The sequence below is a fragment of the Xanthomonas hawaiiensis genome (genome assembly GCF_031834635.1).
GTDB classification, from domain to species: domain Bacteria; phylum Pseudomonadota; class Gammaproteobacteria; order Xanthomonadales; family Xanthomonadaceae; genus Xanthomonas_A; species Xanthomonas_A sacchari.
The window spans coordinates 626,946-639,327 of the sequence record NZ_CP115873.1; the positions used below are offsets into that span (position 1 = coordinate 626,946).

Consider the following 12,382-nt stretch of genomic DNA (forward strand, 5'->3'; position numbering starts at 1 on the left):
TGCGACAGCAATCGAGACTGAAGTCAGTCCCACAATTGCGATAGCCAGCCAGCCGATCAGGCGCAGCGTCGTTACACCAACCGCGGCAACAGCTCCAACCCCTGGATCTCGCGAATCCCCAGCCCGGGCGCCTCGCCGAGGCGGATCTGCGCCTCGTCGAATTGCACCCCGCCGACCACGGGGTCGAACGCCCCCAGCGACGGTCCATCCAAATCTACCTTGGTGATGACGTCCGCACGCGCCACCGCCAGGTGCGCCGCCGCGGCCACGCCGATGCTCGATTCGAGCATGCAGCCGATCATGCACGGCACCCCGTACACCGCGGCGATGTCGGCGATGCGCAGCGCGTTGGACAGGCCGCCGGCCTTGATCAGTTTGATGTTGACGATGTCCGCCGCGCGCCGCTGCAGCAGCGCGATCGCCTGCGCCGGCGAGAACACGCTCTCGTCGGCCATCACCGGGGTCTGCACGCGCTCGGTCACGTACTGCAGGCCATCGACGTCGCCTGCCTTGACCGGCTGCTCCAGCAGTTCCAGCGTCACCCCGGCTCGCTCCAGTGCGTGCATCGCCTGCACCGCCTGCTTCGGCGTCCAGCCCTGGTTGGCGTCCAGCCGCAGCTGCGCGCGGCCGGCGACCGCGGCGTGGATCGCCTTGACCCGTGCGATGTCCTCGGTGAGATCGGTGCCGATCTTGATCTTCAGCGCCACGAACCCGCGCGTCAGCGCCGACAGCGCGTCGGCCACCATCGTGTCCACGGCATTCACGCTGATGGTGAGGTCGGTGGTCAGGTGCGGGGTGCCACCGCCAAGCAGCTGGTACAGCGGCGCACCGTGCGACTGCGCCCACAGGTCGTGCACGGCGACCTCCATCGCTGCCTTGGCGCTGCTGTTGTGCTGCAGCGCGCCCTGGATCAGGCCGCGCAGGCGCTGCAGGTCGGCGATGTCCTCGCCGATCAGGCGCGGCGCCAGGCAGCGTTCGATCGCCGCGATGATCGAACCGTGCGTGTCGCCGGTGATCGGCGGGGTGGCCGGGGCGCTGCCGTGGCCGATCCGGCCGTCGTCGGTGTGGACCATGACCACCACGTCCTCGATCGCCTGCACGGTGCGCAGCGCGGTCTTGAACGGGGTCTTCAGCGGCACGCGCAGCATGCCCAGGCGGATCTCGGTGATCTTCATTCGGTGGTCGGCGCGCGCAGGCGCTGGATGCGGGTGATGCGCTCAATGAAGGGCGTGCCGTCGCCGAGCAGCAGCGGTTCCAGCGGCGTCACCGACACGCCGTTGAGGCGCACGCGCTGCAACTGGCCGGACGCGTCGCGGTAGCTGGCGCCGGCCACGTCGTGGATCACCCAGGTGTGTCCGTCTTCGTGGCCGATCACCAGCATCACGTGGCCGGGGATGTAGACCAGGTCGCCGACGCGCAGTTGCGCCAATGCCTGCCGCCGCTGCGGCAGCGGGTCGCTGGCGGTGTAAGGCACCGACATCAGTGAGGGGCTGCGCGCCTGGTCGCCGGTGTTGCGCGGCAGCTCGATGCCGAGGCTGCGATGCAGATCGACGACGAAGCCGCTGCAGTCGCGCGCGTCGTAACGGTTGCCCCAGCCGTAGCGCTCGCCAAGGAACTTGAACGCCTGCTGCAGCAGCATCTGCGGCGTGGCCGGCAGCGGCGCCTCGGCGACGTCGGCGCTGCGTGGCACCAGCGCCGGCACGAGTTGCAGCCGGCCGTCGCGGTCGCGCAGCGGCAGCTGCACCACGTAGGCGGCCAGCGGCGACTGACCGTTGACCGCGTTCTGCGGCGGCCAGTCGCGCAGCAGCGGCAGCGCGCTGCCCATGTCCAGCGCCACCTGCGAGGCGTCCGGCAGTTCCGGGGTGAACACGGTGGCCGCGCGTGCGCCGGTGACCAGCAGCCGCGGCGTGCGCTGCGCATAGGCGAGCACGTTGGAGCGCTCGCCCTCGGCGAGAAGGTCGCGGGCGATCCAGGCGGCGTAGTTGTTCGCCAGCACGAACAGCCACTGGCCATCGGCACTGGCGTGCAGGATCGCCACGGCGCTGCCGGGATACAGGGCCGATTCCTGGAAGCGGTCGATGTCGCGATCGGCGCGGTCGCTGAACACGCGCTCGGCGGTGGGGAAGCGTCGCAGGTCGGCGCGCTGCACCACCAGCGCATAGCGCGGCTGCACCTGTGCCGGCAGCGCATCCAGCGCCAATGCGTGCTGCAGCGCCTGCAGGCGCGCGGCGTCGAGGACGGTGCCTTGCGTGTCGTAGAGCGTGCGCGACGGCGCTGCCGACAGCGCCAGGATCTGCGCGCGCACCTGTGCGGCGGGCAGTTGCGCCGGCAGCGTCGCCAGATCGTGCATCGACGGATCGTCGCGCAGCAGCCGGGCGTTGAACGCCGCGCGCTGCGTCGCCTCCAGCAGCGGCGGCGCCGCCGCCGGCAGCCGTGCGATCCAATGCGCGGCCTGCAACTGCGCCGGCTGTGCCTGCAGCGGCATGGCGTCGGTGGCGCGTGCTGGTGCGATGCCGGCGCTCGCCGCCATGGCGAGCAACAGGCACAGGCCGCGCATCGTGATCATGGCATCCCGCTGTCTGGAAAGAAGGCCGGCGCATCTTGCGCGCCGACGTCAGGATCTTCGATTCCCGGTTTTTTCCTGTCAAGGCGCTGCGTTGACAGGTTTTGCGAACGCGTGGTACACCCGACTGCACAGGGGAAGCGTGGCGATGGCGCTGGGGAACGTGCAGGCAACGCACGGCAGTGCCGCGTCCGCTCGGCAAGATGCAGGATCCCGCAACACGATGGCCGCGTGCCGTGCACGCGTCATCGCCGTGTGCGTGGACGCCAGGGACAGGCGCTCGTCGGTGGCCGCGCCCGCGGCGTTCGCGCCATCCACCCGCGCCATGCAGGAGAGCCGCATGCCCATGCGAATCGTTCGTCGTCCTTTTCCCTTGCGGCCCGTGCACATGGTGCTGGGGTCGCTGACGACGCTGGCCGCGGCCTTGCCGGCCGCGGCGCAGGAACAGGCGACGACGCCGCGCGATCTCGATGCGGTGCTGGTCACCGGTTCGCGCATCGCCCGCGCGCAGGTCGAAGGCCCGGCGCCGGTCACCGTCATCACCGCCGAGGACATCCGCAAGCAGGGCTTCGCCACGGTGTGGGAATCGCTGGGCACGCTCACCCAGTTCAGCGGCAGCACCTTCAACGAGAGCGACCAGACCGGCAGTTCGCCCAACGGCCAGTACCTCAACCTGCGCGGACTAGGGCCGGGCTACCAGTTGATCCTGCTCAACGGCAAGCGCATGGCCGACTACCCGCAGCCCTACGGTGCCAACGGCACCGCGGTCAGCCTGGGCAGCATCCCGGCGGCGGCGGTGGAGCGCATCGAAGTGATGAGCGGCGGCGCCTCCGCCATCTACGGCTCCGACGCGGTCGCCGGCGTGGTCAACATCATCACCAAGCGCGATTTCCAGGGCGACAGCCTGCGCGTGCGCGCCGGCACCACCACCCGTGGTGGCGGCGATACCGGGCAACTGCAGTGGAGCGGCGGGCGCCGCGGCGACGGCTGGAGTCTCACCTACGCCTTCGAGCGGCTGGACCGCGAACCCATCGTCGCCCGCCAGCGCGACTTCATGGATTCCTACGACGACCATCCGGCCAACAAGGCCGACCCCAGCTCGCCCAACGTGTCCATCTCCGGCGTCTACCTGCGCCGCGGCAACACCTATCTGTGGCCGCAGGCCGGCGCGCTGTCGACCTCGCCGCAGGCGCTGGCCGCGGCCTGCGCCGCGACCAATCCCGCGTTCCGTCCGTACCGCACCAGCGACAGCCTGCCCGCGCCCAACCGCTGCGGCGCGTTCGATTACTACGCCGGGCGCTCGGTGCAGAACGGCTATGGCAAGACCTCCGCCTACCTGGCCGGCGATGCCGAGCTCGGCCACGATGTGGTCGCCTACGCGCAAGTGCTGGCCAACCGTTCGCAGGACAAGAGCTCCAGCCAGACCCACTACTACATCGGCGAAGGCGCGTTCACCGCCTACGATCCAGACCTGGGGCTGGTCACCGCGCAGCGCATCTTCCTGCCGGACGAGGTCGGCGGCATCAAGACCATCGACTACGACGAGCGCAGCTGGAACCTCAATGCCGGCGTGCGCGGCAAGGCCTTCGGTGGGCGCTTCGACTGGGACGCCAGTGTGTCGCTGTCGCGCTACGACATCACCACCCGACGCCCGCGCTTCCTCACCAACGCGGTGCGCGATTACTACTTCGGGCCTGTGCTGGGCTATCGGCCGGACGGCACCGAGATCCGCCGCGTGCGTCCGGACCGGCTGTTCGCGCCCGGCAGCCCGGCGCTGTACCAGCAGCTCACCACCGAGGTGGTCAGCCGCGGCGAATCGGCCACCGACCAGGCCCAGTTCGTGGTCAGCGGCGACCTGTTCGAGCTGCCGGCAGGCATGGTGCAGATCGCCGCCGTGCTGGAAGCGGCGCGGCAGACCTACGACCTGCAGCCCGATCCGCGCACCACCGTGGATTACACCGGCAGCGAGCGCATCTACAACCTCACCCAGACCCCGGGTGGCGGCCCGCGCAAGCGCTACGCGGCCGGCCTGGAACTGCGCGTGCCGATCGCCAGCCGGCTCAGCGCCACCCTGGCCGCGCGCTACGACGCCTACGACGACATCACCGCGGTCGATGGCGCGGCGACCTGGCAGGCCGGCCTGGAGTGGCGTCCGTTCGACACCCTGCTGCTGCGCGGCAGCCACGCCACCAGCTTCCGCGCGCCGGACCTGCTGTGGATCTACGCCGGCACCAGCGCCAACAATCCCACCGTGGTCGACGAATACCTGTGCCGCCGCGACGGCCTGGATCCGTTGTCGGCGGCCTGCGCGAGCGCGCACGAGTACCAGACCTTCTCCACCCAGGCGTCCAATCCATTGCTGCGCGAGGAGACCGGCAAGTCGACCACGTTCGGCGCGGTGTGGGATGCACTGCCGGCGCTGTCGCTGAGCGTCGATTACTACCGCATCGAACTCAAGGGCCGGGTCGAAGCCATCTCCAGCGAGACCCTGCTGGAGAACAACGCCAACTGCCTGCTCGGCCGCGACCGCGCCGGCGCCGCGGTGGACACCGCATCGGCGGCCTGCCGCTTCTACCTGGACGCGGTCACGCGCAGCCCCGGCACCGACCTGACCAGCGAAGGCCAGATCACCGCATTCAAGACCTTCCCGATCAACCAGTCGCTGATGCGCACCGACGGCGTCGATGCCAGCCTGCGCTACGACCTCGACCTCGGCGCCTGGGGCACGCTCGGCCTGCAGGCCGGCCTGACCCGGGTGCTGCGGATGGAGGTGGCACAGTTCGCCGGCGCGCGCCCGGTGGACGTGATGAACGACGTCGACTACCTGGCGTTCCGCACACGCAGCAACTGGCGCGCGAACTGGAGCCGCGGCGACTGGTCGGCCAGCGTGTACGGCTACCGCTACGGCTCGCGGCCCGACTACGCCGAGCGCAGCCGGGTGGCGCCGTATTTGGTATGGAACGTCGACCTCGCCAAGCAGATCACCGACAAGGCCACCGTCGGCCTGAGCGTGCTCAACGTGTTCGACACGCTGCACCCGCGCGACGACACCTACACCACCTGGCCGTACTTCCCGCGGGTGTACAGCGCGATCGGGCGGCAGTGGTCCGTCAACTTCAACTACCGCTTCTGAGCGAACCCGCGGCGGCTGCATGCCTGCACGCCACCGCAGCGCCGATTGCGTACGCTTGTGCGTCCCCGACCAGGAAGTGTCCATGACCCGCGTTCCCGTGCCGTCCCTGTCCGCCGTGCGCCGGCTGCTGCTGCTGGCCACGCTGGCCTTGCTGGGGGCCTGCGCGCACGCGCCGCAGCGCAATCCACTGGCCACCTGGGTGCCATCGCCGAACTACGACACGCGCCGGCCGATCCTGATCGTCATCCACTACACCGACCAGCACTCGGTGCAGCAGAGCCTGGACACGCTGCGCTCGCACAACAGCAAGGGCAAGGTCAGCGCGCACTACCTGATCGGCCGCGACGGCGCGCGCTACCAACTGGTCGCCGACCAGGACCGTGCCTGGCACGGCGGCGCCGGACGCTGGGGCAGCATTACCGACATCAACTCCGCCTCGATCGGCATCGAACTGGACAACGACGGCAAGACCCCGTTCGCGCAGGAACAGATCGCCAGCCTGCTGGTGCTGCTCGAGGACCTGTGCACGCGCCTGCGCATCCCGCGCACCCAGGTGGTCGGGCACGAGGACTTCGCGCCCTCGCGCAAGGTCGATCCGGGCCCGCTGTTCCCGTGGAAGCGACTGGCCGAGGCCGGATTCGGCCGTTGGCCGGCCGCCGACACGCCGCCGGCGCCGCCCGGCTTCGATCCGTGGCAAGCGCTGGCGCTGATCGGCTATCCCGTCGACGACCGCGCCGCGACCCTGCGCGCCTTCCACCACCACTACCGCGGCAACGACGCCACTGACTTCGACGCAGAAGACCTGCGCATCCTCTACGCGCTGACCCAGCCGCTGCTGGCGCGGCCGCAGCCGGTCCCGGCGATGGAGCCGGACGCACCCTGAGCCGGCGCGCTGCGGCGCCAGCGTCGGTCTTGGCGGCATGCACGCCTGTCACTTGCCCCGCCGCGGTTCTTGGTAGCATCGCGCGCCAACGGACTCCAAAGGACGCAGTGCGATGAGGCGAGGAACCACGGCCCTGTGGGCGGCCACCTTCCTGCTGTTGGGCGGGTGCAAGGACAAGGCCGCCGATGCGCCCGCGGCGCAGACCCAGGCAACGACGAGCACGCCGGCCGCAGCGCCCGCCGACGCGAACGCGGCGGCGCAGCCGGCCGCCGCCGAGGTGCCGGCGCCGGGCCAGGTGCTGGCCGACATCTACGGTGCCAAGGGCGACGGCTCGGCGTCCTATGCCATCGACAACGGCGCGGTGGCCAGCTTCTGGTACGGCTTCCGCTTCGACCTCGGCGGCAAGCAGTACTACACCGGGTTCGCCAATGCCACCGGCGGCAAGTACGCCAAGCCCGGTGACCAGGGCGGCGATCAGGACCTGCCCGACCCGGCAGCGACCGTCAGCATCAGCCAGGCCACCTACGTGCTCGACAGCGCCGGTGGCAAGCCGGCCTGGACCCTGTTCCACGCGCAGCGCTGGGCCGGCGACTTCGGTGCCGACGGCAAGGCCGACACCCTGGACGAGCAGCGCAAGCCGCAGAGCACGGAGACCAGGGACGGCCACCTGTTGCTGGCGCTGCCGACCACCCGCTTCGCCGACGGCATCACCAGTGCCGGCTTCGCGGTGTTCACCTTCGACCCGAACAAGAACGACCTGGGCGACTACAAGGGCTGGGTGTACCTGGGCACGGTCGCCGCCGGCGAGGACAACAGCGCCGCCTGCGACGACCAGGGCACCATGAAGTGCGCCACCAGCACCGGCACGCTGAGCTTCGTGCCGCCGGGCAGCGGCACTGTGCCGTCGCTGCGGATCGCCCTGCAGGGTACGGCGGTGGAAGGGCCGGGCAAGGTCCGCACGCTGGGCCCGGCCGACGCCGTCACCTACACCTACGACCCCGCCAAGCAGCAGTACACCCCTCCGCTGGACCGCTGAACGGGCGGCACGGGAACGTGACGCGGCACGCGCGGCGGCGGTGGTTTCGGGCGCGGCACCTGGTTTAAGATGCGCCCCACGGGGCCTGATGATCAGGCGAGTCATTCGCGAGCGGCATGGGATGCTGCACTCGCCCGAAAATGCCGGTGTGGATTGCCGGCGTGCGGTTCGCCATGCGCGACCGCCATCGCCGCCCCTGCTCGGGGCCGCAGTGCACGTCACCGTCGTTCCGTCCGAAGTCGCGCCTGCCGGCAGCATCGTCCGTGCCGGGGCGTCGCGTCCGTGCCGTGCGCGTCTGCGCATGGCGCACGCGGCAGCAGGGCGCGGCAGGCGGTGCGGGTGGGTTCCCTCGGCTTCTTCACCGAATACAGGATGTTCTGGACATGTCGAACGACAACAAGCGCGCCGCCGCTCCCGAAGTGCCACCCGATGCGGGCAGCGTGCTGTACCTGATCTACGGCTGGGACGGCGATGGCGCCGTGTCCTACGAGATCGACAACGGCGCCGTGGTGAATTTCTGGGGCGGCCAGCATGTCGAGCTGGACGGCAAGCAGTACTACACCGGTTTCAGCTACGCCACGCCGGGCCACTACGGCATCGACGATGCGGAGACCTTCCCGAACCCGGGCGAGGGCGTCTCGCTCGGCGCCGCCACCTTCCTGCTGACCACACCCGGCGGCGAGCGGCCGTGGATGGTGCTGCACGCGCAGCGTTACGTCGGCAGCTTTGGCGCCTACGCGCGCGCCGATGCGTTCGATAGCAGCCGCGCACCGCAGCAGCATGCGCTGGGCGACGGCCGGCTGCTGCTGGCCGTCCCCACCACCCGCTTCGGCAACGGCATCACCGAAGCCGGCTTCGCCGTGTTCGTGTTCGATCCGAACCGGCACGACCTCGGCGATTACCGCAGCTGGGTCTATTGCGGCACGGTGGCGGCCGGCGAGGACAACGAGGCGGCCAGCGACCCGGACGGCGTGGTGCCGCACGTGTCCAGCACCGGCACCCTGGAATTCCAGACGGTGCCCGGCCAGCGCATGCCGGCGCTGCGCGTGGCGCTGCACGGCACCGCGATCGCCGGTCCCGGCCGCGCACGCCTGCTCGATGCCAGCGACGTCCTGCAGTACGCCTTCGACCCGGACAGCGGCCAGTACCGGCCCGCGCCCGACGCATGACCCCAGCGGCGCGCGGCGGCGCGCTGGTGGACGCAGCACCCGATGTTCCGCAGTACGCAATCGTTCTGTTGACCGCGCACTAACAAGCTCATGGACGAGCTCGGTTGACCCAGGCGGCCGCGATGGCCGTACCTCAACCTCAAGGAGTTACACGAGATGGCACGCGATTACACCAAGGCAGAGAATCTCGACATCATCGAGCGGGAAGCCAGGCAGCGGCAGATTCCGGTCGACGATTTCATGCGCTTCGCCTACATCGAAACCGGCGGCCGCTTCGACGAACAGGCCAGCCGCGGTCCCAACAGCGCCAAGGGCCTGTTCCAGTTCACCCCCGGTGCCGCCAGCGCCTACGGCATCCGCGGCCGCGAGCTCGACGCGGTGGCCAATACCGATGCCGCCGCGCGGATGTATCAGGACAACCGCAACAGCCTGACCCGCCAGCACGAACGCGACGGCCGCGCCTACCTCTCCGGCAAGCCGCAGCCCGACGGCCTGGACATGTACATGGCGCACCAGCAGGGTGCCGGCGGCTACCGCTCGATCCAGGCCGCCATCGCCACCGGCCACTTCGAGCTGAAGGGCACCCGCGCCAACATCCTCAACAACGTGCCCGGCGAGAAGGACGCGCAGGGCGCGCGTCAGTTCCAGGCCTACACCGGCACCTCGCTGGCCGACTTCAAGACGCTGTCCGACCAGGACATGGCCAAGGCCTTCGTGAAGTACTGGGACGCCAAGTACGACCACATCGCGATCCCGGAAAAGGGCATCAAGCCGCTCGCCGAGGGCCAGGCCGCGCCGGCGCCCGCGCGCACGCCGGCGCACGCCGGCGGCAAGCAGGGCGGCCACGACGGCATCGCGCTGACCGCCGCCTACGACCTGGGCGTCAAGCACGACGACGTGCAGTACGCGATCAACGTCAAGAGCAGCAAGTACTACCACCCCGGCGTGGACGGCAAGCATCTGGCGCAGGGCTACATCGACTGTTCCGGCTGGGTGACCGAGCTGCAGAACGCGACGATGAACGAGATCAACCGCAAGGCCGGCCGTGACGTGTTCACCCAGAAGGACATGCTGGTGCAGGGCATGACCGGCTCCGGCGAGATCGTCAAGAAGGCCTACGACAGCTCCGGCGTGCTGCTGGAGGGCAAGGACGTGTTCAAGCCCGGCGCGCTGAAGGAAGGCATGGTCATTGGTGTGGACTCGGGCAAGACCGCGCACGAGCACTGGAAGGGCATCGACCACATCATGATGGTCGTGCGCGATCCCAAGAGCGGCGAACTGCTGGTCAGCCAGTCCACCGGCAGCAAGGGCGTCAACACCATGCCGCTGGACGACTACCTGGCCACGCACCAGAACGCCAAGCTGTTCGCCTCCGATCCGCTGGCCAAGGGCCGCGACCTGCTGCAGGACCGCCAGCAGACCCAGGCGCAGAGCCAGGGCACGCAGGAGCCGCGCACGGCGCTGAAGCCGGGCGAGCAGGGCGCCGACGTCAAGGCGATGCAGCAGCGCCTGATCGAACTGGGCGTCAAGGACGACCAGGGCAAGCTGCTCAGCGGCACGGGCTACTACGGCGAGCGCACCCAGCAGGTGGTCGCCAACCTGCAGCGCGAGAAGGGCCTGGCGCCGACCGGCATCGCCGACAAGGCCACCCTGGAGGCGATCGCCAAGCAGCCCGCGCCGGCCAAGGCCGACGCGGCGGCGCTGGCCGACAACCCCCTGTACAGGCAGGCCATGGAGCACCTGCAGAAGCAGGGCCCCAACGGCGGCTTCAAGAGCGCCGAAGAGATGCAGCGCGCCGCCGGCCAGGTCGCGTTCGAGGCCAAGGTCAGCGGCATGCAGCGCATCGACGACCTGGTGCCCAGCGGCGACCGCCGCGGGCTGATCGCCGTGCAGCGCAATCCCGACAATCCGCACGACGTCAATCGCGCCTACGTGGACAGGCAGCAGGCCGCGGCGGTGCCGCTGGAGCGCAGCCAACAGCAGCTGGCCGCCGAAACCCAGCGGCAAGCGCAGGAACAGCCGCAGCAGCCGGATCCGCAGCGCGAGAAGACCCAGGCGCCGCGCTGACCGGTGTGTGCGGCAACGGCCGCCGTCGCGCACGGTGCGGCGGTGGTCGTGCATGGCGATGGCGGCGGCCACTGCCGTGCATGCGCCGACGCGACATTGCCCAACGCCAGCCCAACGCGATCACCCACCATCGCGGCGTGCGATGGACAGCGTGCGCAATGATCGCTTAGAACCTCGCCTTTCCGCTCGCGCAAACGACAAGGACGCAACCCGACCATGGCCATCGCCAAGGCTTTCCGACGCGCTTCCCTGCTGCTGTTGTACGTGGCCACCGCTGCCGCTGTGTCTGCGGCTGCCACGCCCCGTGCCGGCACCCACGCCGATGCGGGCGCGGCCACGCCGGCCACTGCGCCGCCGGCGCCCACCGCGTCGGGAGATTCCCCCGTACTGCGACCGTCCTACGACACCTGCATCGCCGCCGCCGGCGGCGCGAGCCCGGCGATGCTGGATTGCATTTCCGCCGAGCATGCCTACCAGGACCAGCGCCTCAACACTGCCTACAATGCGGCGATGGCCAAGCTGGGCGGGGCCGAGCAGCACGCGTTGCGCGAGCGGCAGCGCAAGTGGATCGCCGAGCGCGACGACAAGTGCGTCGCCGATCCGGACGGCGGCCAGGCCGCGCGCGTGGACGCGGCCGAATGCCGGCTGGAAACGACCGCACGCCGCGCCGACGAACTCGAAGCGCACTGACCCGCCTATCGCGCATTGCACGCTGCGCAGCGAGACAGGACAGCGGCGACGGCCATGGCCTATGCTGCGCACATGTCGCATGACCGCCGCTCGCGCCACCACCATTCCTCGCGCCCCGGGCGCCGACATGGTTGGCTGCGCGCAGTGAGCCTGGCGCTCGCGCTCGTCGTCGCGCCTGCCGCGCCCGCCGCCGAACCGACCACGTCGCCGGCCACCACGCCGGCGCAGGCGGGACTGGTCGATGTGCATACGCTGGCGCCGGACATCGCGATGGACATCCGCTACGCCGGCCACGACAACTTCACCGGCCGCCCGGTGCCGGGCTACGACGCGCCCAAGTGCTATCTGCTGGCGCCGGCGGCGAAGGCCTTGGCGCAGGTGCAACACGACCTGCAGGCCAAGGGCTACCGCCTGCAGGTGTTCGACTGCTATCGGCCGCAGCGATCGGTGCGCGCCTTCGTCGCCTGGGCGCGCGATCCGCAGGATCAGGTCGCCAAGGCGCGCTACTACCCCAAGCTGGAAAAAAGCGTGTTGCTGGGCGACTACATCGCTGAGCACTCCGGCCACAGCCGCGGCGCCACCGTCGATCTGGGCTTGCTGGACTGCCGCCAGGGCGCTTGCCGCGCGCTGGACATGGGCACCGGCTTCGACTTCTTCGACCCGAGCGCACACACCGACACCCCGGCCATCGACGCCACCCAACGCGCGCATCGTCAGCAACTGCTGAAGGCGATGGCCGCGCGCGGCTTCGTCAACTACCCGATGGAGTGGTGGCACTACACCTTCCAGCCCGAGCCCAGCCCCGGCGTCGCCTTCGACGTGCCGGTGCGCTAGCGTCTCG

9 protein-coding genes are annotated in these 12,382 nt (G+C 70.1%); 7 read left to right on the forward strand and 2 right to left on the reverse strand.

Going from position 1 to position 12,382, the window contains the following annotated elements; all coding sequences use genetic code 11:
* Positions 1–71 precede the first annotated feature (71 nt).
* Positions 72–1,175 (reverse strand): dipeptide epimerase, encoded by a 1,104-nt coding sequence (locus PG878_RS02760; protein WP_209032280.1) that lies wholly within the window; start codon positions 1,173–1,175, stop codon positions 72–74.
* The gene (locus tag PG878_RS02765; RefSeq protein ID WP_209032279.1) at positions 1,172–2,566 is read right to left on the reverse strand and encodes a C40 family peptidase; all 1,395 of its coding nucleotides are present in this window, start codon (positions 2,564–2,566) and stop codon (positions 1,172–1,174) included. The genes PG878_RS02760 and PG878_RS02765 overlap by 4 nt, the downstream gene beginning before the upstream one ends.
* A 337-nt stretch (positions 2,567–2,903) precedes the next feature.
* Between PG878_RS02765 and PG878_RS02770 the strand changes: the two genes are divergently transcribed.
* The 7 genes from PG878_RS02770 to PG878_RS02800 all read left to right on the forward strand — a co-directional run bounded on the left by PG878_RS02770 (position 2,904) and on the right by PG878_RS02800 (position 12,375).
* Positions 2,904–5,696, forward strand: coding sequence for a TonB-dependent receptor plug domain-containing protein (locus PG878_RS02770; protein WP_311186014.1), 2,793 nt, complete (start codon positions 2,904–2,906; stop codon positions 5,694–5,696).
* A gap of 82 nt (positions 5,697–5,778) precedes the next feature.
* Positions 5,779–6,579 carry an N-acetylmuramoyl-L-alanine amidase gene (locus PG878_RS02775; protein ID WP_209032278.1) on the forward strand — a complete coding sequence of 267 codons (801 nt, stop codon included), beginning with the start codon at positions 5,779–5,781 and terminating at the stop codon, positions 6,577–6,579.
* A 112-nt stretch (positions 6,580–6,691) separates the two neighbouring features.
* A complete protein-coding gene (locus PG878_RS02780; protein ID WP_209032277.1) occupies positions 6,692–7,615 on the forward strand; it encodes a hypothetical protein in 924 nt (307 codons plus the stop codon).
* A gap of 383 nt (positions 7,616–7,998) precedes the next feature.
* Entirely contained in the window at positions 7,999–8,784 is a 786-nt protein-coding gene (locus PG878_RS02785; RefSeq protein WP_209032276.1) for a hypothetical protein, read from the forward strand.
* A gap of 156 nt (positions 8,785–8,940) precedes the next feature.
* The gene (locus PG878_RS02790; RefSeq protein WP_209032275.1) at positions 8,941–10,851 is read left to right on the forward strand and encodes an XVIPCD domain-containing protein; all 1,911 of its coding nucleotides are present in this window, start codon (positions 8,941–8,943) and stop codon (positions 10,849–10,851) included.
* Between the two features lie 216 nt (positions 10,852–11,067).
* Positions 11,068–11,541: a lysozyme inhibitor LprI family protein gene (locus PG878_RS02795; protein WP_244663744.1), complete on the forward strand. Its 474-nt coding sequence runs from the start codon at positions 11,068–11,070 to the stop codon at positions 11,539–11,541.
* A 144-nt stretch (positions 11,542–11,685) separates the two neighbouring features.
* Entirely contained in the window at positions 11,686–12,375 is a 690-nt protein-coding gene (locus PG878_RS02800) for a M15 family metallopeptidase (RefSeq protein ID WP_209032274.1), read from the forward strand.
* Positions 12,376–12,382 lie beyond the last annotated feature (7 nt).